The sequence below is a fragment of the Moraxella equi genome (assembly GCF_002027555.1).
In the GTDB taxonomy this organism is placed as follows: Bacteria; Pseudomonadota; Gammaproteobacteria; order Pseudomonadales; family Moraxellaceae; genus Moraxella; species Moraxella equi.
This window is the reverse complement of the sequence record NZ_MXAP01000047.1, coordinates 1-20717: the sequence shown is the minus strand read 5'-3', so window position 1 is coordinate 20717 and position 20717 is coordinate 1. Positions and strand designations below refer to the sequence as shown.

Annotated in this window: 25 protein-coding genes; 8 read left to right on the top strand and 17 right to left on the bottom strand. The window is 41.7% G+C overall.

Features of this window, described 5'->3' with window-relative positions:
• Positions 1–37 precede the first annotated feature (37 nt).
• The gene (locus B5J93_RS04825) at positions 38–1165 is read right to left on the bottom strand and encodes a WG repeat-containing protein (protein WP_079325093.1); all 1128 of its coding nucleotides are present in this window, start codon (positions 1163–1165) and stop codon (positions 38–40) included.
• A gap of 99 nt (positions 1166–1264) precedes the next feature.
• Here B5J93_RS04825 and cysS point away from each other — a divergent pair, with 99 nt between their 5' ends.
• From cysS to B5J93_RS04810, 3 genes are all read left to right on the top strand, one after another.
• Positions 1265–2662, top strand: a complete 1398-nt coding sequence (cysS, locus tag B5J93_RS04820) for a cysteine--tRNA ligase (RefSeq protein WP_079325091.1) — start codon at positions 1265–1267, stop codon at positions 2660–2662.
• 22 nt (positions 2663–2684) lie between these two features.
• Positions 2685–3800 carry a DUF4268 domain-containing protein gene (locus B5J93_RS04815; protein WP_079325089.1) on the top strand — a complete coding sequence of 372 codons (1116 nt, stop codon included), beginning with the start codon at positions 2685–2687 and terminating at the stop codon, positions 3798–3800.
• Positions 3801–3907: 107 nt separating this feature from the next.
• Positions 3908–4294: a hypothetical protein gene (locus B5J93_RS04810; protein ID WP_143823494.1), complete on the top strand. Its 387-nt coding sequence runs from the start codon at positions 3908–3910 to the stop codon at positions 4292–4294.
• Between the two features lie 82 nt (positions 4295–4376).
• Here the strand turns inward: B5J93_RS04810 and B5J93_RS04805 are convergent, their stop codons facing one another.
• The 3 genes from B5J93_RS04805 to B5J93_RS04795 all read right to left on the bottom strand — a co-directional run bounded on the left by B5J93_RS04805 (position 4377) and on the right by B5J93_RS04795 (position 5763).
• Positions 4377–4778 (bottom strand): hypothetical protein, encoded by a 402-nt coding sequence (locus B5J93_RS04805; protein WP_079325085.1) that lies wholly within the window; start codon positions 4776–4778, stop codon positions 4377–4379.
• Positions 4779–5082: 304 nt separating this feature from the next.
• Positions 5083–5424 carry a hypothetical protein gene (locus B5J93_RS04800; RefSeq protein ID WP_079325083.1) on the bottom strand — a complete coding sequence of 114 codons (342 nt, stop codon included), beginning with the start codon at positions 5422–5424 and terminating at the stop codon, positions 5083–5085.
• A gap of 72 nt (positions 5425–5496) precedes the next feature.
• Positions 5497–5763 (bottom strand): hypothetical protein, encoded by a 267-nt coding sequence (locus tag B5J93_RS04795; RefSeq protein ID WP_079325081.1) that lies wholly within the window; start codon positions 5761–5763, stop codon positions 5497–5499.
• A 240-nt stretch (positions 5764–6003) separates the two neighbouring features.
• Between B5J93_RS04795 and guaB the strand changes: the two genes are divergently transcribed.
• Positions 6004–7473: an IMP dehydrogenase gene (gene guaB / locus B5J93_RS04790; RefSeq protein ID WP_079325079.1), complete on the top strand. Its 1470-nt coding sequence runs from the start codon at positions 6004–6006 to the stop codon at positions 7471–7473.
• Positions 7474–7537: 64 nt separating this feature from the next.
• On the opposite strand, the gene B5J93_RS04785 is transcribed toward guaB, so the two are convergent.
• From B5J93_RS04785 to metK, 5 genes are all read right to left on the bottom strand, one after another.
• Positions 7538–8137, bottom strand: coding sequence for a hypothetical protein (locus B5J93_RS04785; RefSeq protein WP_079325077.1), 600 nt, complete (start codon positions 8135–8137; stop codon positions 7538–7540).
• A gap of 10 nt (positions 8138–8147) precedes the next feature.
• A complete protein-coding gene (locus B5J93_RS04780) occupies positions 8148–8744 on the bottom strand; it encodes a hypothetical protein (protein ID WP_079325075.1) in 597 nt (198 codons plus the stop codon).
• Positions 8741–9343, bottom strand: a complete 603-nt coding sequence (locus B5J93_RS04775; RefSeq protein WP_079325074.1) for a hypothetical protein — start codon at positions 9341–9343, stop codon at positions 8741–8743. Before B5J93_RS04775 ends, B5J93_RS04780 begins: the two co-directional genes overlap by 4 nt.
• Positions 9344–9447: 104 nt before the next feature.
• Positions 9448–9780: a DUF3144 domain-containing protein gene (locus B5J93_RS04770; protein ID WP_079325072.1), complete on the bottom strand. Its 333-nt coding sequence runs from the start codon at positions 9778–9780 to the stop codon at positions 9448–9450.
• A 212-nt stretch (positions 9781–9992) separates the two neighbouring features.
• Positions 9993–11159: a methionine adenosyltransferase gene (gene metK / locus B5J93_RS04765; RefSeq protein ID WP_079325071.1), complete on the bottom strand. Its 1167-nt coding sequence runs from the start codon at positions 11157–11159 to the stop codon at positions 9993–9995.
• Positions 11160–11645: 486 nt separating this feature from the next.
• Here metK and B5J93_RS04760 point away from each other — a divergent pair, with 486 nt between their 5' ends.
• The 3 genes from B5J93_RS04760 to B5J93_RS04750 all read left to right on the top strand — a co-directional run bounded on the left by B5J93_RS04760 (position 11646) and on the right by B5J93_RS04750 (position 12781).
• Complete coding sequence (locus tag B5J93_RS04760; protein ID WP_143823493.1) at positions 11646–11978, top strand: hypothetical protein; 333 nt, start codon at positions 11646–11648, stop codon at positions 11976–11978.
• Entirely contained in the window at positions 11975–12388 is a 414-nt protein-coding gene (locus B5J93_RS04755; RefSeq protein WP_079325067.1) for a hypothetical protein, read from the top strand. Before B5J93_RS04760 ends, B5J93_RS04755 begins: the two co-directional genes overlap by 4 nt.
• 108 nt (positions 12389–12496) lie before the next feature.
• The gene (locus B5J93_RS04750; protein ID WP_079325065.1) at positions 12497–12781 is read left to right on the top strand and encodes a 30S ribosomal protein S21; all 285 of its coding nucleotides are present in this window, start codon (positions 12497–12499) and stop codon (positions 12779–12781) included.
• On the opposite strand, the gene B5J93_RS04745 is transcribed toward B5J93_RS04750, so the two are convergent.
• From B5J93_RS04745 to B5J93_RS04730, 4 genes are read right to left on the bottom strand one after another with little or no spacing between them, the layout of a single operon-like run.
• Complete coding sequence (locus B5J93_RS04745; protein ID WP_079325063.1) at positions 12778–13227, bottom strand: thiol-disulfide oxidoreductase DCC family protein; 450 nt, start codon at positions 13225–13227, stop codon at positions 12778–12780. The two genes, B5J93_RS04750 and B5J93_RS04745, sit on opposite strands and share 4 nt — an antisense overlap.
• Before the next feature lie 52 nt (positions 13228–13279).
• Entirely contained in the window at positions 13280–13795 is a 516-nt protein-coding gene (locus B5J93_RS04740) for a hypothetical protein (RefSeq protein ID WP_079325061.1), read from the bottom strand.
• 9 nt (positions 13796–13804) lie between these two features.
• Positions 13805–14302 carry a hypothetical protein gene (locus B5J93_RS04735; protein ID WP_079325059.1) on the bottom strand — a complete coding sequence of 166 codons (498 nt, stop codon included), beginning with the start codon at positions 14300–14302 and terminating at the stop codon, positions 13805–13807.
• A 9-nt stretch (positions 14303–14311) separates the two neighbouring features.
• Positions 14312–14830, bottom strand: coding sequence for a GbsR/MarR family transcriptional regulator (locus tag B5J93_RS04730; protein WP_079325057.1), 519 nt, complete (start codon positions 14828–14830; stop codon positions 14312–14314).
• 287 nt (positions 14831–15117) lie between these two features.
• Here B5J93_RS04730 and exaC point away from each other — a divergent pair, with 287 nt between their 5' ends.
• Complete coding sequence (exaC, locus tag B5J93_RS04725; protein ID WP_079325055.1) at positions 15118–16632, top strand: acetaldehyde dehydrogenase ExaC; 1515 nt, start codon at positions 15118–15120, stop codon at positions 16630–16632.
• A 71-nt stretch (positions 16633–16703) separates the two neighbouring features.
• Here the strand turns inward: exaC and B5J93_RS04720 are convergent, their stop codons facing one another.
• From B5J93_RS04720 to B5J93_RS13475, 4 genes are all read right to left on the bottom strand, one after another.
• Complete coding sequence (locus B5J93_RS04720; RefSeq protein WP_079325053.1) at positions 16704–17315, bottom strand: rhomboid family intramembrane serine protease; 612 nt, start codon at positions 17313–17315, stop codon at positions 16704–16706.
• Positions 17316–17476: 161 nt separating this feature from the next.
• A complete protein-coding gene (locus B5J93_RS04715) occupies positions 17477–19702 on the bottom strand; it encodes an NADP-dependent isocitrate dehydrogenase (RefSeq protein WP_079325051.1) in 2226 nt (741 codons plus the stop codon).
• Positions 19703–20072: 370 nt separating this feature from the next.
• Positions 20073–20375 carry an META domain-containing protein gene (locus B5J93_RS04710; RefSeq protein WP_079325049.1) on the bottom strand — a complete coding sequence of 101 codons (303 nt, stop codon included), beginning with the start codon at positions 20373–20375 and terminating at the stop codon, positions 20073–20075.
• Positions 20376–20537 carry a hypothetical protein gene (locus B5J93_RS13475; protein ID WP_158080688.1) on the bottom strand — a complete coding sequence of 54 codons (162 nt, stop codon included), beginning with the start codon at positions 20535–20537 and terminating at the stop codon, positions 20376–20378.
• Between the last annotated feature and the right edge of the window lie 180 nt (positions 20538–20717).

Genomic DNA, 20717 nt, shown 5'->3' with positions numbered 1-20717 from the left:
CAAAATTTATCCATTGTCCTAATAATGCTCATCAATGTCAAGGATGAGTATGCTTGATGAGTTTGCCTGTGGTGTCATAAAAATAAACCCCATCTTTTTTAATGGCTTTGATGTATTGTGGGTTATCATCCATGTCAAGGTCAGATGTAAGACCCGTCAAAAATGGATAAATGCCGTCATATTCAAAAGGCAATATCACGTTGCCAGTGGTGTCTATTAGTCCCACTTGACCGCTTGATTTATAAAAATCAGGAGCGATGATAAAAAAATCCTTACCTTGAAATGTATTGATGTCATCCCTAAAAATCTCATGCTTATCAGGGTAGGTTAATTCAAAAATTTTTTCGCCTTGACTGTTGTACAAACAAGACGTGTTGTCCATCACCGCATTAAAAAACATATCGCCACTGTCGCTTTTAAGCATATAAATGACGTTGTATTTAAAATCAATCACGGTTTCATTATTTAAATTGATGATGCCATATTTGCCATTTTTATATAAACCTGAAAATCCTTGATAAAACATGACTAGGTTGTCATGCATGGGTGTGATGATTTCATGACCGTGTGCGTCTATCACACCATACAGCCCGTCTTTTTCGACAGTAAATACATCATCGTGCCCATTGATGATGTTATCATAACGCCCAAATGGCACAATCATTCTGCCTTTGGTATCAACCAAGGCGTATCGCATTCTCTCATCAATGATGGTTGCAGTATCAGACTCATCGCTTGCCTTTAACTTATCTAAGCCGTCAAGGTTCAAGGTGGTAATGACAAAAGACTGGGGGCTGACATCGGTGGCGATGGCTTGTAAGCTTTCGGGGATATGGATTTTGTGGTAAATATTATCTAGCAATAATTTGCCGTCTTTGTCTATCATGCCCAAAGGGTAGGGGGCTTGACCAAAAGGGGTTTGGACATAATTACCGACCCGAGCAAGCCTTTGGTGATTTGGACATTCTACAAATTCAAAATCGGCAGAAGGCTTTATGCAGGCTTCTGTATTTTGCAGTAGCACATGGTCAAAATGTACGCCATATAACACAACGTCTCTGACGTTATCCAAGGTCTTGATATCGGAAAAATCATTTGGGTTATAGACATTGACTGCCGATGCACACATGGCATAGCCAAGTAATGCCAGTGGTAAATATCTCATGTGATGACCTTGGTTAATTTTTGGTAAATTATAGCACTTTCCCCCAAATTCTGCTATGATAAAGGCTTTTATTTACACCAGTTACCCAAAAGGCACACCATGAGCGATTTACACCTTTATAACACCCTATCGGCACAAAAAGAGCGGTTTGTTCCTATCCATGACGGCAAAGTGGGTATGTACGTCTGTGGCATGACGGTGTACGATTATTGTCATATCGGACACGCTCGGGTCATGGTGAGCTTTGATGTGATTTATCGTTGGTTGTCTCGTTATTTTGACGTGAACTACGTCCGCAACATCACCGACATTGATGACAAAATTATCAAACGAGCAGGCGAAAACGGCGAAACCATTGGCGAGCTGACCGAGCGTTTTATCAAAGCCATGCACGAAGATGCTGACCGTCTAGGGTGCTTACGTCCGACCAGCGAACCCAAAGCGACCGACCACATTCCCCAGATGCTGGATATGATAAATACCTTACATTCCAAAGACTTAGCCTATCAGGGGGCAAGTGGCGATGTGTATTATAAGGTGGCAAATTTCCCCGACTATGGCAAACTCTCCAAACGCAAACTTGCCGACATGCAAGCAGGGGCAAGGGTGGAGACGGTGGACGACAAGGACAACCCTTTTGACTTTGTGCTGTGGAAATCCGCCAAACCGTCCGAACCGCATTGGCAAAGTCCGTGGGGCTTGGGTCGCCCTGGTTGGCACATTGAGTGCAGTGCGATGAGTACCTGCTGTTTGGGCGAGAGTTTTGACATTCATGGCGGTGGGCATGATTTGCAGTTTCCGCACCATGAAAACGAAATTGCCCAAAGCGAAGGGGCGACAGGCAAACCCTACGCCAACAACTGGCTACACGTTGGTTTTGTCAATGTGGACGGAGAAAAAATGAGCAAATCCTTAAACAACTTCTTTACCATTCGTGAAGTGTTGCAGGATTTTCATGCCGAGACCATTCGCTTTTTTATTCTATCTAGTCATTATCGCAGTCCGATTAACTTCTCAGACACCGCCCTAAAAGAAAGCCACACCGCCTTATCACGCCTATATCACGCCCTAAAACCGTTTGATGCGGTAGGCACGGACGAGACAGCGTGGGGAAGTGAGTACGGGCAAGCCTTTGTGCGTGCGATGAATGACGACTTTAACACCGCCCAAGCGGTGAGTATCTTGTTTGAGATTGCAGGCGAGATAAATAAAGCGGTCAAGGCGGACGACATGGCAGGCGGACAGCGATTTGCCGTGATGTTAAAGACCCTAGCAAGCGTGCTAAATATCGCCCAAACCGCCCCCCAAACCTTTTTGCAAGCCCAAATTGGCGATGAGAGCATTTCTGAAAGCGAGATTTTGGCGATGATTGATAAACGCAAACAAGCCAAAGCTGATAAGGATTTTGCCCTTGCCGACCAAATCCGTGCCGAGCTAAAAGAAAAAGGCGTGGAGCTAGAAGACAGCAGGGCGGGGACGAGCTGGCGGAGAATTTAAGTTATTTTTGAGGAGATTTTAAGTGTTTACCGTAGATAGACAAACCAATTCCATTTCTGAAATTTCATCAAAAAAATTTGCCGAATTAGGTTTTTCGGAGCTTAGTCATTTGCAAGTTTGGATTGAAAAGAATCCACATTCGTTAGGAGAGGATTTACTTTTTATCCAAAAAGAATTTGATGGATTTGATGGCACTAAGGAGCGTTTAGATTTATTGGCGTTGGATAAAGAAGGTAATTTGGTTATTATTGAAAATAAACGTGATGATAGTGGTCGTGATGCTACATGGCAAGCGTTAAAATATGCATCTTATTGCTCTACTTTGTCAAAATATCAAATTAAAGATATTTATCAAAAGTATCTAGTTCAAAATGGCATGAGTGAAAAAGACCCCGAAGAATCAATATCGGATTTTCTTGATGTGGATAGCTTTGATGATATTCAATTAAATAAAAATCAACGTATCATTTTAATTTCAGGAGACTATCGAAAAGAAGTAACTTCAACTGTACTTTGGTTAATGACAAAATGCAATATGCGTATTCAATGTTTTAAAGCTACACTTTATGAATTGAATGAGCAGGTCTTTTTGGATATGGAGCAAATTATTCCTATTAAAGAAACGGAAGAGTTTATGATTAGAATGGCTGAAAAAAATCAAGAAGAGCAAATTATTCAAAACAATTTACGAGATAGACATATAGAGTTTTGGAATTTAGTTATCAGTCAATGCAAAGATAAAAATTTTCATCTGTTTTCTGAAATTAGCCCATTGCCACAGAATTGGATTTCGGCAGGAGCAGGTATTTCTGGATTAAGTTTTAATTTGGTTTTTAATAAAAACTGTGCAAGGGTGGAACTGTATATTTCAATTACCAGTCAAGCTGAGAAAAATAAATTGATTTTTGATACATTGCATGAGCAAAAAGAGAGTATTGAAAAAGAGATAGGAGCTTTAATTTGGGGAAGGTTGGATAATAAAAATGCTTGTCGAATCAAAAAGGAGTTGTCAGGCGTTGGATTGGCTGATAAAGACACTTGGCAAAAAGCAGTTGATTTTCTGATTGATGAAATGAAGGTGCTTTCTCAGGTATTTAAACCTTGTATTGAACATATTAGAAAGAATGTATTGCAATAAATTTTAAAGTTTCATTAGTAAGGAATAGATGGTAATAAAACGCCCATGATTATTACCCATATCATCGCCTTATTATTGGCGGTGGTAGTGCATTGTTGGCAAATGATGTGATGACATTTGGCGGATTGATGGTGCTGGGTATGATGATGTTTGTGATGACTGCTTATATTGTCTTTGCCAAAGAAGCCAAAAAAGTCGCTGACGGTATTTTTGCCGTGCTGTTTTTTGTGGTGGGGGTTTGGGTGTTTTGGTTTGGTGGTGCTTTGTTTGCCTTTTTGTTTGGCTCTAACTGCTTTATCGATAACACTGGGATACAACGTTGTGTCATGCCAACAGGTCATATGTTGGTAGGATTTGCCGTTGCATTTATCGCCACGCCTTTGTCTTGGCGGTTTTACAAAACCAAACGCACTCAAAGAAGTGAGATGATATGGCTGTTGGCGATAGTGATCGGTTGGGCGGTGGGGCTATTGATAAATGTGTTGGGGGTGTAATGGTTTATTGTTTAGTGATATTAACAGCTTTACGTCATTATTTATGGGTGATTTTAATACATAAAACCAAATAATAAAGATGTTAATTTTCAATATCTATTTGGCTATTAAAAATTTGATACAACTCATCTTTCTTTTTTGTGTCTGATATTTCATCCAATAAATCTCTTGATTTTTGAATATACGCCACATTTCCAGCATTTATTTCAGACAGATAGTAAGACAAAATTTCTTTTGGGTTGTCTTTTTTGTTATAGTTATTTTTCTTAATTTCTTCTTTTGCTTTTTTGGCGATATGAGAAAAGCAATTTGTTACCTTATCATTGTCGTAATTATTGATTTTCATAAGTTGGCATTTATAAATAAGTAACCAATGATCGGGGTTTTTCCTAAGAACTTCATCAATAAAATCTATGGCTTTGTGAACATCTGTTAATGTATATATTTGTAATAATGCTTTGTATTTTTCATTCTCATCATTCATGCGATCTGCTTCTGGCACCAAGTCCAACAACAGTCTTTTCGTTTTTTCGTTATCATCAATGACGCTATTTATTGCGATGTCATTTATTTTTTGTATGACATAACGGTCGTACTCTTGTCTGTATTAGTAGTATTAATTTTTGAAGTGACATGATGCTGAGTTTTATCATAACCGCAAGATAACAATGAAGTCATTAATATTGTTATAATAATAAATTTCATTATATTTTCTCCGTATTTATATAAAATTCATATATGGCAGAGCTTGCGATGGGAGACATTCAACCTGTATTAAATTTCTGTTATCAACGACTGAATCTCATCAGTGCTTGTTTGCTTGGGTCACAGTCGCCATCACGCACATCTACGACAGTTACCCCTTCATCAATAAAAGTGTGAGCCGAACAGCGATTGCCAAAGGTCTTGGTAAACTGTTGTCCGTTTTGTTCAAGCGTGGCACACACAGGCATATATTCCATGGTGCAATGTCGTATGGGCTTTTTTAGTTTTGGCATGCCATGATTAAAAGGTGTGTCATCATGAGTGGGCTGGGAGATGGTGGTGGAGACAGAAGAGGTGCTAGGCGTAGAACAGGCGGTAATGGACAGCACCATGCCTAGTGCCAAAATAAGATGTTGGGTTTTCATTGCTGTATTCCAAAATGGGGTAAGGGTTGATGTGATGTTTTATGGTGCGTACCAAGTACCTTTCTTGGCACCTTATTCACACGCCCCATTATCTACCTTGATGACTTTGGTATCTTTTGGGATAAAACTGTGAGCCGAACAGCGATTGCCAAAGGTCTTGGTAAACTGTTGTCCGTTTTGTTCAAGCGTGGCACACACAGGCATATATTCCATGGTGCAAACAGGCTGTTCAACATCAAGCGTGGGCTTTGGGGTGGTGGGTGTATTGGTGTTATCCGCAGTGTTTGGGGCGGTGCAAGCGGTTAATGCTAAGGCACAGGTAAGAATAAAGTATCTCATAATTAGTCCAAAGTTGGTCTGTATTGGATGGGATGGTAAGCCCTATTATAAATCATAAAAAAACATTTGCCAAATCGGATAATCTGGCGTATAATGCACCGCTAATTTTACACGCACAAACCGATACACAATGCTAAAACGAACAAGCAACCGTATATCCAAAGGCTAGGCAGATGACTGCTTAGCCTTTTTCGGTTTTTTGATGTGTATTTTTTTCATTTTTTGCCATAAGGGGCTGTTATGTTAAGACTAAGTTATGAAGCATTGACCTTTGATGATGTACTGCTACTACCTGCTTATTCAGAAGTGTTACCCAAAGATGTGAGTCTATCCACTCGCCTGACTCGTGAGATTAACCTAAATTTGCCAATCCTATCGGCGGCGATGGACACCGTTACCGAATCAAAAATGGCAATCGCCATGGCACAGCTTGGCGGTATGGGTATTATCCACAAAAATATGGACATCGCTCGTCAAGCCAGCCGTGTCCGCCATGTCAAAAAGTTTGAAGCAGGCACAGTTGCCGACCCCATTACTGTAAGCCCCGACACAAGCGTGGGCGAGCTACTTCGCATTACTCGTGAAAACCACATCTCAGGCGTGCCTGTGGTGGATGACAACCGTCAAGTGGTGGGGATTGTAACGCACCGTGATTTGCGTTTTGAGACCAACCTTGACCAACCTGTCAAAAATGTGATGACCCCAAAAGATAAGCTCGTTACCGTCAAAGAAGGCGAATCTACCGAGAACATCAAACGCTTACTGCACACGCACCGCATTGAAAAAGTGATTGTGATTGATGATGAATTTCGCCTAAAAGGGCTAATTACTGTCAATGATTTTAGCAAAGCCGAAAACAACCCGAACGCTGCCAAAGATGCCCAAGGTCGCTTGCGTGTGGGGGCGGCAGTTGGTACAGGGGCGGACACCGAAGCTCGTGTGGAAGCGTTGGTGGAAGCGAACGCGGACGTGATTGTGGTGGATACCGCTCACGGTCATAGCCGTGGCGTGATTGACAAAGTCGCCTTTGTCAAGAAAAAATACCCCCATATTCAAGTCATCGGCGGTAACATTGCCACAGGCGATGCTGCCCTTGCTCTGCTAGACGCTGGGGCGGACGCTGTCAAAGTCGGCATTGGACCTGGCTCTATCTGTACCACTCGTATCATCGCAGGCATTGGCGTGCCACAGATTAGTGCCATTGATAATGTGGCGACTGCCTTGCAAGAGCGTATTCCGCTCATCGCTGACGGTGGTATTCGTTTTTCTGGCGACATGGCAAAGGCTCTGGCGGCAGGGGCAAGCTGTATCATGGTGGGCGGACTCTTAGCAGGGACAGAAGAAGCCCCTGGGGAGATGGAGCTGTATCAAGGTCGCTATTATAAGGCGTATCGTGGCATGGGGTCGCTTGGGGCGATGAGCGGACAAAATGGCTCGTCTGACCGCTATTTCCAAGATGCCAAAGAAGGCGTGGAAAAACTTGTCCCAGAAGGCATTGAAGGGCGTGTGCCATACAAAGGCTCGGTAACAGGCATCATCAATCAGCTTGCGGGCGGTCTGCGTTCGTCCATGGGTTATACAGGCTGTGCCACCATCGAAGAGCTACGCACCAAACCTGAGTTTATCAAAGTAACATCGGCAGGCATGAAAGAGTCGCACGTTCATGATGTGCAGATTACCAAAGAAGCTCCGAATTATCGTCAAAGTTAAAGACTTATCAAAGCCAATTTGCAAGATGATAAAATCCGCTCAATCAAGGTTGGGCGGATTTTTGTTATAGCGTATATATCTTGTATGCAACCCATACCGCCCCAATCGCCATAACCGTCCAATACACTTTGGCGGTTGATGTCATGCGTTCGTCATTACCGATATAAAACGGCTCATAACGTGGCGGTGTTGTGCCTTTATGAATTTGTTTGATGAGTGCAAAAATCTCTTTCTCGTTGATGAGTGTTCGTCCATAACGGCAAGTATTTAATACCAAAAATTCATCATCGCCTGTCTTTAAGCTTATATCCATGCGATACACCATAAATCCAAAACGGTGATTTGCTTGAATGTGCAGTGATAAATCCGCAATGTCGTCAAACTCTATGAGTTTATCATTAAAAATACCCCGACCAATGATATAATCTTTATCAATGATAAGCATGGGTTTTTTGGTGATTAAATTTTTTAAAAAGATAATCAGAAAAAATAACCAAAACAAGCCCGATAATAAAATAGCCCCATTGATAAACCAACTACCAACATCAGATAACACATACCAAAAACAATAAGTCGCCCCGATACAAACGGCAAAAATAAAAAGCTGTATCACAAGGGAGCGTTGGGTAGGATATAGATATAGGGGCAAGCGAAAATTAACCATGTTTTTACCGTCATTTCATCAAATGACCAACAACCAATATCAGCACCACAAAACCAATCATAAACAATCCCCATGTTGTCATTCGGTCATGAATGTCCATATCAAAATCTTCAAATGTGGGCGGTATGTTGCCTTGATGAACTTGATTGATAAGATGAAAGATTTCTTTTTCATTTATCATTACTGTTTCATATTTCATACTTCTAATCGGCAGGTGTAATTTTTTGCCAGTATTTAATAAGATAGCAATATGCCAATGTTTCACGTCTTGATGAGTATGATAATCCAATTCTAACGAGCGAATGTCTTTAAAAGCAATGGCGTTATTTTTATTAAATAATCTTTTTAATAATTCATGTCCGCCACTAATGCGATAACGGGCAATTACCAAAACGGGCTTGGGGTTGATGAAAGAGATGATACATACCAAGACAATCAATGCTCCAAAAGCCATGAATATAATAGAGATGACAATAATAAACCATTCGTCAGCAATCACACTAACAGTCCGCCCAAGCCAAAACATCGCACTGCCAAAAGCCAAAGAAAATAGCAGGAATTTATTGGAATGATAAAGCTCTATCGGTAGGGGGATTTTATTGCTCATGCGTGTTTAATTCCCATGATAATCGCCAATAATAGCATACTTGTCATAAAGACAATCATCAATAAACCGCCTACATTGACTCTGTCAAAAATTCCCATTTTTGTTGTGGGAATGATTAAAACATCTCGACCCTGATAGGCTTGATTGATTAGGTCAAATAGCTGTTTTTCATCAAGATGTAAATGATTGTGGCGATAGGCATTCAAAGATATTTGTTGTATATCATTATTTTTATGGATTTGTATGTGCCAAAATTTAAAATCACGATAGCTTTGATAATCCAATATGCCAACATCTTGGTTGTGGGCTTGAATATCCCTAAAATAAATTGCTTGCTGTGTGATGTGAAAAAATGAAAGGTGGTCTTTATCAATAACAAAGAAAAACTCATCTCTGACCACTTTAAAAAACTGATAAAAAGCAAAACCCAAAGCAATCAAAAATAAAACACCAAATAAAATTCTGATAAAAAATTCATCTTTGGCAACCCAAAATCCCAAACCAAATAATACCGCCAAAAAAATATAAAACACAATCAACACCCAATGCACTCGCTTTTTGGGGTATAAGATTAAGGGTAGGGGGATTTTATCGCTCATGGTTATGTCTGGGGTAATTTAAAATGCTATCATAAGGGCGAATAATTTATATCCGCCCCTAACAATCTTTTTAAGATACCATTGGTTTTAAAATATCATTAACGCTACTTTTTAATCCCTGTGTATTTCTCAAAATTCTCGGCATAATCATCGATATTATCGCTAAGCATTTTTTGGTATCGCTCGGTATAAAAAGCGATAATGTCCACTTTTTCTTTGACAAAATCCGACCCCTTGACAAAACCAATGCTCGCTGCTGACACCGCAAAACGAGCAGCGGCATAAGTCAAAGACGCTGCCACTTGCCCTGCGTGGGAGTTTGGCGATAATTGGCTGTTGGCAAGGGTAATCACGCTGTCCGCCCGCTCAAAAAAGGCATTGGCATCTTGGGGTAATTCGGCGGTGTTGTTGGTCATTTGTTCGTTAAGGTTTGACATAAATTTTCCATAAGGTTGATAAAAATTAACAAAAGCCAGTTTTTGACTGGCTTTTATAGATAAAGAACTTTAAAATTGCCACAAATTTATAATATGTGGGTGTAGAGACGTGCTAAGCATGTCCGATAAATCGCCATATCATCAAGGGCGTGGAAAGCACGCCCCACAAAGCCTGTGGTAAACATCAAATTTGTTGGATATATTTTGGCAAATCACCAATTCGTATCCGCTTTAATCGCTTCTACTTTATCGGTTTTTTCCCAAGTAAAGGCATTGTCCGTGCCATGTCGCCCAAAATGCCCATAACTTGCCGTGATTTCGTACATGGGTTGTAGCAAGTCTAGCATACGAGTGATACCATAGGGGCGTAGGTCAAAATGGGTGCGAATAAGGCGGATAATCTCATCATTAGACACCTTGCCTGTGTTAAAGGTATTGACCGAGATAGAAGTCGGCTCTGCCACGCCAATGGCATAGGACACTTGCACTTCAATGCGGTCGGCAAGCCCTGCCGCCACGATGTTTTTGGCGACATAACGCCCTGCATAGGCAGCACTTCTGTCCACCTTGGACGGGTCTTTGCCGCTAAACGCACCGCCCCCATGACGAGCCATACCGCCATAGGTATCCACGATGATTTTACGTCCAGTCAGACCTGCATCCCCCACAGGACCGCCGATGACGAATTTGCCCGTTGGGTTGATGTGGTATTTTGTGCCTGCGTGGAGCAGTTCGGCAGGAATGACTTGTTTGATAATCTCTTCCATGACCGCTTCATATAGGTCGGCTTGACTGATGTCGGGGTCATGCTGAGTGGATAGTACCAACGCATCTACCGCTAGTGGGCGATGATTGTCATCATAGCGTAGGCTTACCTGTGCCTTAGCGTCTGGGCGTAGCCATGACAGCGTGTCGTTTTTACGCAGTTCGGCTTGGCGTTCCATTAGGCGGTGTGAGAGTTGAATGGGAGCAGGCATAAGTACGTCTGTCTCAACGCATGCATAGCCAAACATCAAGCCTTGGTCGCCTGCCCCTTGCTCTTCGGGGTGGCTTCTGTCCACGCCTTGGGCAATCTCGGGCGACTGCTTGCCAATCATGTTGATGACCGCACAGCTTGACCCGTCAAAGCCCAAATCGCTATGGTTGTAGCCGATTTTATTGACCGTACGGCGGACGATGGCTTCCACATCAATGTTGGCGGTGGTGGTAATCTCGCCCGCAAGCACAACCGCCCCTGTTTTGGTCAGGGTTTCGCACGCCACACGAGCGTCCTTGTCTTGGGTCAAAATCTCATCAAGTATGGCATCTGAGATTTGGTCTGCCATTTTATCAGGGTGTCCTTCGGAAACGGACTCTGATGTAAATAATTGATAATTCATAAAAAATCACTTAAATAGATTAAAAAAACTTACGACATTCTGGTGGCTTTTCATTATTTGCCAAAAAACAAAAGGGCAAATCTAGGCTTGACAGAATGAGCAAAACTCTACATCGTAAGGCGAGAATATCTGAATTTTACATAGATATTTGGCGGAAAATTATACCCCATTTTGGCGGATAAATGTAAAAAAATAGATGAAAAAAATTTGGCAAACCATGAAAAATTCTGTAGGGTTTGTTATTTTTCCATGACTTTTCCATGATTTTTTCACAATCATACAAAGAGCAAGTGATTATAATACTACCAATTTATCAACACAAAAAGGCATAACGTGGCAACAGAATATAACATAAAACATCTTTGATTAAAATGGACGGCATTGGTATGGTTAAATGCCATTTTTGGGTTGGCAATCAATGGATTTTTTATTGGTTTTAGCGATTTGACATATTGTGCAGGTATCTTTTTTGGGATTTGGGTATTTGTGCCAATCTATGTATTTTTGGATAAATATGCGTTGGATTATCAATATGAACGATTTAGAAAATTTTTATGGATTAGCGTGGTTATTCGAGTATTCATGCAGTTAATTATGGTTGTGGATATATTTGCAGGTGGTATGGCATTTGTATTGGTTGGCGGCATCATGGGTTTTGATGTAAGTACTCACCCAGCAGACATAGGATTTTTTGGGGCGTTCTTCTTAACGGTGGTAACAGGTGGGGTATTGTCCTTTGTGGGGGCGATATTAACGGTGGTGCTTATGACAATAATGACTTTTGGTGATTATTTAAAAAATAATGGGGATAAAAGATGAATAATATTTGGTTAAAATGGACAGGTCTGGTATGCTCCAATGCAATCGTTGGATTTTTATTCTTGGGGTCTTTTGGGGGTTATTTTAGTCATTGGGTGGAGATATTAAGTTTAATATTGGGCGTATTGGTATTTGTGCCTATTTATGTGATGATAGATAAATATGCCTTAGCACATTATCCGACATTTAGTCTGATATTACATGACATGGCAATGGGTAGGATTTTATTACAATTTAGCATTCTTACAGAATTTGTGGTGGCGTTATTGGCGATAAAAATTTTAACGATGATAGCAGGGTTTTATTATATACCATATTTTAAGGGTTTTATGCTGATGTTTATGTCGGGATTGTTGGTGTCTGCTTTTGTTTTGATATTGTCATGGATTGTTTTTAAAATTAAAACGTGAAATTAAAAAGTTAAAAAGTATTTTTAAAATGTAATGATTGTTAATGTTATAAAAACCTGCTATGATAAACCTTTCTAAAAGACAAACATAAGTCTAAAAATACCTACTTTGACAACCATTTACCCCCAAGATTTTGAGACTCTTGATAATGCCTTAACCAACTTTCATCAAAAGGTCTATTATAATAAAGCAAGGCGTTGGTATAAAAAACGTTTGGGCTGTTATGAAAAACCGTCCGTTCTAAAACGCAAACGCCAAAAAATGAAACGTCTATTGAGCCAACGACAAACTTATAATGCCCGTGTTTGTGATAGCCCATTACCCAATCTCTGGCTAAAAATAGAATTGGATAAAAGCCTAGCACGAGATGCCCCCAATGCCGTTGGGCGTTAAGGTTTTGGATAAATATAACAGTTGCCAGTATCACATAAGTCATTGATTTTATTTAATTTTATATCATAAACCGCCCCATACCACCATTTTACCAAATAGGCAGGGATTAAATGACGGCGTTTGGCAAAATACGGATAGGCGATATTTAATAAGGCATACATTACGGGCAGATTAAATAACCAAAACGCCCCCACGCCAAATAGTCGTATATTTGCCGTTTTATACAACACTCGCACCGCTTCCATGCCTTTGTACCAAGCTCCCCATTCGTTTTTGACGCACAGATGAGTCATGGCTTCTTGGTAGCTGATACCTGCTTGGGCAAGCTCGTTTTGACCGTCCGATACGCTGATGATGATAATATCGCCACCACTCAGATGCCATAAAGACATTGCTTCGCTACGGCATAGGGTGCAACTGCTGTCATAGAACATGGTGAGTTTCATGATATTTCCTTTTGAAATTTCTGTTAAAACAGAAATAATAATGCAAAAAAAATTAAAAATTATTGGGTAATTTTGGTAAAAAGAATTTACCACAAATCATCGCTGATATTCCGCCAATGATAGCTAATAATATGGTTAGTATAGTATCATTAAAATCAAAGATAAATGGATTTGGGTCAGCTATGATGATTAAGATAGTGATAGAAAATAACACGGATAAACTACCAATTAAAAACAAAAATCCATAATCTTTTGTCTCAATGATAATAAATTCTTTTATGGATAAATAAATGCTTGTCAATAAAGCAGGAATAAAACCAAGCAATATGCCATAAAGCATAAATAAGGGTATTGTTAAAAATGAGACGATAAAATATTGAAGGTAATCAAATATGCCACTTGGATTTTTAAGAATGGATATCAATAATAGCCATAGTCCCATTGATAATATGGCAACAAAACCACCTACCGCACCGCCCAACAAGATAAATAATAAAATCACCTTTTCTTTTGGATAAATAAAGCCATGTTGTTTGGCATAAGCTAAGATTTCTTTTTTGGTTGCCATTTTACTGTCCTATTTATCAAAGTTTTTAGGTAATTTTGGCAAAAATAATTTACCACAAATTATCGCTGATATTCCGCCAATGATTGCAAATATCAACATGGCTTGATATTCTTTTAAAAAATTAACATAAATTCTTTCCGGCAAATACTCAAAGGGCAATCCTGACATCACATCATTGATGCTAAATAAAATCGCAAGCAGAATTAAAAACACACAACAAGAAATCAAACCTTTGGCAAATAAATAAGCATAATCTTTCTTGTATCTGATATATGTTTTATTTTTTGCAATCCAAAAACCTGTTATAAAAGCTGGAATAATTGATAATAAAGTGCCAATGATGATGATAAGTTGTAAAATAGCCAATCCCAGACTTGATAAATTGGGTAAATTACCAATATTTGCCATAAAAGACATGAGTATATAAATCAATGAGCCAATAAATGGAGCAATCAAGCCATAAGTAAAAATTACTTTTTTGGTGGGATAGGGTTTGCTATTTTGCATTTTATTTTCTTATTTTAAAAACTTCTGCACCGTTGCCCCAAGTTTTAGGATTTTATTGAGCGTATTTGTGGAGAGTTTTAGCATTTCATTTGCCCAAGTGGTGAGCGTATCCACAAAGCCGTGCGTGTCCTTAATGCGTTGTTTGACCCCTTCATTTTCCAGTTCAAATTCAGGCGTATTCATGAGTTCATCTAAAAACTGCACGGTAGGGGCAAGCTCTCTTTTGTAGCGTTCTTCTACGATAACCCGAGCCAGAGCCCATACATCAGTGTTAGTGGTAAAATAGTCTCGTCTGTCGCCTAATATGTGCGTGGTCTGCACAAGATTTAGGCTTTGTAGTTCCTTAATGCTGCTTGAGACGTTGGAGCGAGCGACCCCGAGCGTATCTACGATTTGTTCGGCGTTCATGGGCTTTGCTGTGATGAATAATAGGGCATGAATTTGGGCGACCGTGCGGTTTACGCCCCATTTACTGCCCATTTCGCCCCAATGCAGGACAAAATTTTCGGTGGTGGGGGAGAGTTTCATGGTGTTTTACCTTGTTAGAATTTATGATTATTTTAGATATTTTTATAATTTCTGTCAATACTGAAATTTAGAAATTTAACAAAATCATTTTTACAATCAAACAACATTTCACCCTTGCAATTTGGTCAATTTTAAGATAATTTACAACTGTACATATCGGCAATGCCAACAGCTTGGGTGGGTTTGTACTTAGGTAATTTGTACTTAGGTAAATTGGCAAGCGGATAGGTGCAAGTCGCAGGTTAATACACCTTGCTTTTCGTTTACCATGTTTATAAGGAAATTGTATGCGTTATGCCAATCCCAATACAGACGGCTCAAAAGTCAACTTCAAATCCCAATATGAAAACTTCATCGGTGGCGAATGGGTTGCCCCTGTCAAAGGCGAGTATTTTGACGACATCTCGCCTGTGGACGGCAAAGCCTTTGCCAAAGTGCCAGACTCCACCAGCGAAGACATCGAGCTTGCCCTAGATGCCGCACACCTTGCCAAGGACGCTTGGGGTAAGACATCCCCCATGGAGCGAAGCAATATCTTACTAAAAATCGCCGACCGCCTAGAAGAGAACTTGGAGACGCTTGCCGTTGCCGAGACGTGGGAGAATGGCAAGCCTGTGCGTGAGACGTTGGCGGCGGACATTCCCCTTGCCATTGACCATTTTCGCTATTTTGCAGGGTGCATTAGAGCCCAAGAAGGCGGTATCAGCGAGATTGACCATGACACGGTGGCTTATCATTTTCATGAACCGTTGGGCGTGGTTGGGCAAATCATTCCTTGGAATTTCCCCATTCTTATGGCGGCATGGAAAATCGCCCCTGCACTGGCAGCAGGCAACTGTATCGTGCTAAAACCTGCCGAGCAAACGCCTGTGAGCATCCTTGTGCTGACCGAGCTCATCGAAGACATCTTGCCAAAAGGCGTGCTAAACATCGTCAATGGGGACGGCTTAAAGGTGGGTAAACCACTTGCCACGAACCCACGCATTAGCAAAATCGCCTTTACAGGCTCGACCGAAGTCGGTCAATACATCATGCAATACGCAACCGAAAACATCATCCCTGTTACCTTGGAGCTAGGTGGTAAATCGCCCAACATATTCTTTGCTGATGTCATGGACAAAGATGATGAGTTTTTGGACAAAGCCCTAGAAGGCTTTGCCATGTTCGCCCTAAACCAAGGCGAAGTGTGTACTTGTCCGTCTCGTGCGTTGGTGCATGAGAGTATTGCTGATGAGTTTATCAAGCGTGCCATTGAACGGGTTAAAAACATCAAAACAGGACATCCGCTTGATACCGAGACGATGATTGGGGCTCAGGCAAGTCAAGAACAGCAGGACAAAATCCTAAAATATATCGACATCGGTCAAAAAGAAGGGGCGGAGCTTTTGACGGGTGGCGGTGAGCGTAAAGAGAACGAAGATGGTGGATTTTATATTGAGCCGACTGTCTTTAAAGGCACTAATGAAATGCAGGTGTTCCGTGATGAAATCTTTGGTCCTGTCTTGACCGTTACGACCTTTAAGGACTTTGATGAAGCCATGCAAATCGCCAATGACACCATGTACGGCTTGGGTGCGGGCGTGTGGTCTCGTTCTGGCACGACTGCCTACCGTGCAGGGCGTGCGATACAGGCAGGGCGTGTGTGGACAAACTGCTATCACATCTATCCTGCCCACGCTGCCTTTGGTGGCTACAAAAAATCAGGGATTGGGCGTGAAAACCACAAGATGATGTTAGAGCATTATCAGCAAACCAAGAATTTGCTTGTCAGCTATTCGCCAAAGGCAATGGGATTTGTCTAAGTTTTTACTTGGTCTTTAAAGCCTTTAAACAAAAAACAGACAATGAAAAGTTGTCTGTTTTTGTTCTTAAATCACCTTAAAAAAGCAGGGTTTAACAAAGCATTCACAAAATGTATCACAATGGCAGGTTTGATGATGATGGTGGCAATCACGCCAAATGCCGCCCCCGATAGGTGAGCAAGATGGTTAATCCGTCCTGTACCACGTCTGTCCGCCCAAATGCTATAACTGATGTAGCCAATGGCAAAAATAATCGCAGGAATGGGGATAAAAAACAGATAAATGGTCTGCCATGGTGCTAGCAGAATAAAGGCAAATAACACCGCCGACACACCGCCTGACGCCCCAAGACTGGCAAAGCGTGGGTTGTTTTTGTGGCGGATGTAGTCAGGAATGCTAGAAGCGATGATGGCAAGGGTATAAAAGCCCACAAAGCCTAACGCTCCTAGCTCATGAATATAAAACCGTTCCATGGTGCGCCCAAAAAAGTATAGCGTAATCATGTTAAACAGCAGGTGCATGCCGTCTCCATGCACAAAGCCACTGGTCAAAAAACGGTCGTATTGCTTATGGCGAGTGATGGAGATGGGGTCGAAGATGAGCCTACCAAGAAACGTTTTGTTTTGCCATGCCATAAGGCTGACAGCGACAGTAATAATGATGATGACAGTGGTGTGATTCATGATAAATAATGGTAAATGATGATAAGTGGTAATAAGTTAAATGATGGTCAGTATATCAAATTTGTACAGGGGTGCAACCATCATTACAATTTGCAACAAATAAAAATGCCATCCTAGGACGGCATTTTTATCATCTTTAACATCATGCTTTGATTGGCTTATTAGCCCAATTTGGCGATGATGTCGTTAAAGGTAGCGCTTGGACGCATGGCTTTGTCAAGCAAATCACGGTTGGCAAAATAGTAGCCTTCGGTCTCAACGGCCTCGCCTTGTACGCCATTTAGCTCGCTCACGATGGTTTCTTCTTGTTCGTTCAATGCTTTGGCAATGGGAGCGAACTCGTCGGCTAGGGCTTTGTCGTCCGTTTGTTCAGACAAGGCTTCTGCCCAGTATTTGGCTAGGTAGAAGTGGCTACCACGGTTGTCGATAGAGCCCAGTTTACGCTGTGGCGACTTGTCGTTCATCAGTAGCTCTTCGGTTGCCTTGTCTAGGGCATCGGCTAGGATTTGGGCTTTTTGATTACCTGTTTTTTGGGCTAGGTGTTCAAGTGATACCGCCAATGCCAAGAACTCGCCAAGTGAGTCCCAACGCAGGTAGTTTTCTTTATTAAACTGCTGAACATGTTTCGGTGCGCTACCGCCTGCTCCTGTCTCAAACATACCGCCGCCATTCATAAGCGGTACGATAGAGAGCATCTTGGCAGAAGTGCCAAGCTCCATGATAGGGAATAGGTCAGTCAGGTAATCACGCATGACATTACCTGTAACGCTGATGGTGTCTTGACCTGCGACCAAGCGTTCTAGGGTAAACTTAGCGGCGGCGGCAAGTGGTAGAATGTGAATTTCTAGACCGTCAGTGTCAAGCTCGGCAAGGTAGGCATTGACTTTTTTGATGACCTCAAAACTGTGGGCTCGTTTTTCGTTGAGCCAGAATACCGCAGGCGTGTTAGACAGTCTGGCACGATTGACCGCCAAAGCAACCCAATCCTTGACGGGGGCATCTTTGGTTTGGCAAGCACGCCAAATGTCGCCTGCTTCAACGTCATGAGACAGTAGGACATTGCCATTTTGGTCTTTGACTTCAACTTTACCGTCCGCTTCAATCTCAAAAGTCTTATCATGCGAGCCGTATTCTTCGGCTTTTTGAGCCATCAGACCTACGTTTGGCACAGTACCCATCGTGGTTGGGTCAAAGGCGCCATGTTCTTTACAGAACTCAACCACAGCTTCATATAGAGGGGCATAAGTGCTGTCAGGAATGATGATTTTGGTGTCTTGAAGTTCACCATTTTTATTCCACATCTTGCCAGAGCTACGCACCATCGCAGGGATAGAAGCATCAATGATGATGTCACTTGGAACGTGCAGGTTGGTGATACCCTTGTCGGAATCAACCATTGCCACATCAGGGTTGTTGGCGTAGGTCTCATCGATGAGTTTCTCAACATCGGCTTTGACCGCAGGGTCAAGGTTGTCAAGCTTGGCAAGCAAATCACCAAAACCGTTATTGACATTCACACCAGCATCTTCTAGCTCTTTGCCGTATTTGTCAAAGACAGGCTTAAAGAATGATTTGACCGCATGACCAAAGATGATGGGGTCAGACACTTTCATCATCGTGGCTTTCATGTGCAGGCTATATAGCACGCCTTTTTCTTTGGCGTCAGCGACTTGCTCGTCTAGGAACTTGACCAATGCTTTTTTGTTTAGCACGGTGGCGTCCAAAATCTCGCCAGCAAGTAGCGGTAGGGGTTTACGCAACTCTTTGCTGTTGCCGTTTTTGTCGGTAAAGACGATGTGAACGGTGGTGGCTTTGTCGAGAGTGATGGCTTTTTCGTTGTGGAAAAAGTCGTTATCGCTCATGGTGGAGACATGAGTTTTGCTGTCGGCTGACCACTCGCCCATAGAATGTGGGAATTTTTTGGCGAAGTTTTTCACCGCTTTGGGAGCTCGGCGGTCAGAGTTGCCTTCACGCAGAACGGGGTTTACCGCTGAGCCTTTGACACGGTCATAACGGGCTTGGATGTCACGTTCTTTGTCGTCTTGGGGTTCGGTAGGATAGTTAGGCACCGCATAGCCGTCATCTTGTAGCTCTTTGATGGTCGCCAAAAGCTGTGGCATGGACGCTGAGATGTTAGGCAGTTTGATGACGTTGGCGTCAGGCTTGGTGACGAGTTCGCCCAATTTGGCTAGGCTGTCTTCACGTTGTTGTTCAGGTTTTAGATATTCTGGGAATTGAGATAGGACACGGCTTGCCAAAGAGATGTCGCTGGTGGTGATGTCAATGCCTGAGCTTTTGGTAAAGGCTTGGATAATCGGCAGTAAAGAGTGCGTGGCAAGGGCAGGGGCTTCATCGGTATAGGTATAAACAATGGTCGGTTTTGACATAAAAACTCCGAGTTTGGTGATTGTAAATGCAAGTTCGCTTTGCAAGGGAATATGTTGTTTTGGGTATGACAGTCGTTCACAGATAACCCAAAATTAGTGCCTATTATGCCATATTTTTGCCAATTTTCCTAACTTTTTTTGTGAAATAAGTCAAGTATTATTTTTAAATAAAATACCAAACATAAGTCATTTTTGATGATTGGGGCAAATTTAAAAAGATGTGCTAAAATTAAGGGTTGAGCGATTGGCGTAGTGATTAAATTGACATGGTGATTAGTAGGCATGGTTTTGATAAAGGGCAAAAATGATTTGCCCTTTAAGCTCTTTGAAAAATAAGTCTTTTTAAAATGGCATATTTACCAACATGAGGTTATTTTACCACTTTAAAGTATAATGCTTGACCCTGGCTGTTAGAAAGTATCAGGTCGGTGGTACTGACTTTATAATGCGTGAGCGTGGGTAAGAGTTGCCCCAGTATCTGCTCTAATCTCATGTCAGGGCATGCCATGCGAGTGGACGCCACCGAGCTGATGTGTAAGGTGTCATCATGGATGTCGCTGATGCCAAACATTAGAGTGTTACACCCTGCATGACCACTGGCTTTGGCAGGGTCGGTCAAGTCAAGTGTGGCGACAGGTCTGCCTTGATAATCCACGCCTTGTACGGCGGTCAGTTACCATTCTTGGTTAAGCTGGCTTGTGGTATTAGGCTGTGACCCGTGGGAGACATCTGTGGTTTGGGCTTGGGCGGTGGAATGGGTAGCTGTGCTATCGGGCATGGCAGAACAAGCACTTAGTAGAATGGTGATGATAAATAGAGAGGTTAAGCGTTTCATAAAAAGACCTTTGTTAAAAATTTTATATCGCTAATTGATGATATTTTTGGATGGATTTGTGGGGAAAATTGCAATTTGCTCTATGTAATGTCTTGATTTTTGGGTGTTGTGTTCGCCCCCATACGCCCAGTTTTTAGAATTATCTTTAATTGAAAAATACTTATTAGACCCCCTGCAAAA

Bases quoted from the DNA above. Each gene is read 5' to 3' on its own strand.
- B5J93_RS04825 (WP_079325093.1), bottom strand. From the start codon at position 1,165: ATGAGATATTTACCACTGGCATTACTTGGCTATGCCATGTGTGCATCG.
- cysS (WP_079325091.1), top strand. From the start codon at position 1,265: ATGAGCGATTTACACCTTTATAACACCCTATCGGCACAAAAAGAGCGG.
- B5J93_RS04805 (WP_079325085.1), bottom strand. From the start codon at position 4,778: ATGAATGATGAGAATGAAAAATACAAAGCATTATTACAAATATATACA.
- B5J93_RS04800 (WP_079325083.1), bottom strand. From the start codon at position 5,424: ATGAAAACCCAACATCTTATTTTGGCACTAGGCATGGTGCTGTCCATT.
- B5J93_RS04795 (WP_079325081.1), bottom strand. From the start codon at position 5,763: ATGAGATACTTTATTCTTACCTGTGCCTTAGCATTAACCGCTTGCACC.
- guaB (WP_079325079.1), top strand. From the start codon at position 6,004: ATGTTAAGACTAAGTTATGAAGCATTGACCTTTGATGATGTACTGCTA.
- B5J93_RS04785 (WP_079325077.1), bottom strand. From the start codon at position 8,137: ATGGTTAATTTTCGCTTGCCCCTATATCTATATCCTACCCAACGCTCC.
- B5J93_RS04780 (WP_079325075.1), bottom strand. From the start codon at position 8,744: ATGAGCAATAAAATCCCCCTACCGATAGAGCTTTATCATTCCAATAAA.
- B5J93_RS04775 (WP_079325074.1), bottom strand. From the start codon at position 9,343: ATGAGCGATAAAATCCCCCTACCCTTAATCTTATACCCCAAAAAGCGA.
- B5J93_RS04770 (WP_079325072.1), bottom strand. From the start codon at position 9,780: ATGTCAAACCTTAACGAACAAATGACCAACAACACCGCCGAATTACCC.
- metK (WP_079325071.1), bottom strand. From the start codon at position 11,159: ATGAATTATCAATTATTTACATCAGAGTCCGTTTCCGAAGGACACCCT.
- B5J93_RS04755 (WP_079325067.1), top strand. From the start codon at position 11,975: ATGAATAATATTTGGTTAAAATGGACAGGTCTGGTATGCTCCAATGCA.
- B5J93_RS04745 (WP_079325063.1), bottom strand. From the start codon at position 13,227: ATGAAACTCACCATGTTCTATGACAGCAGTTGCACCCTATGCCGTAGC.
- B5J93_RS04740 (WP_079325061.1), bottom strand. From the start codon at position 13,795: ATGGCAACCAAAAAAGAAATCTTAGCTTATGCCAAACAACATGGCTTT.
- B5J93_RS04735 (WP_079325059.1), bottom strand. From the start codon at position 14,302: ATGCAAAATAGCAAACCCTATCCCACCAAAAAAGTAATTTTTACTTAT.
- B5J93_RS04730 (WP_079325057.1), bottom strand. From the start codon at position 14,830: ATGAAACTCTCCCCCACCACCGAAAATTTTGTCCTGCATTGGGGCGAA.
- exaC (WP_079325055.1), top strand. From the start codon at position 15,118: ATGCGTTATGCCAATCCCAATACAGACGGCTCAAAAGTCAACTTCAAA.
- B5J93_RS04720 (WP_079325053.1), bottom strand. From the start codon at position 17,315: ATGAATCACACCACTGTCATCATCATTATTACTGTCGCTGTCAGCCTT.
- B5J93_RS04715 (WP_079325051.1), bottom strand. From the start codon at position 19,702: ATGTCAAAACCGACCATTGTTTATACCTATACCGATGAAGCCCCTGCC.
- B5J93_RS13475 (WP_158080688.1), bottom strand. From the start codon at position 20,537: ATGAAACGCTTAACCTCTCTATTTATCATCACCATTCTACTAAGTGCT.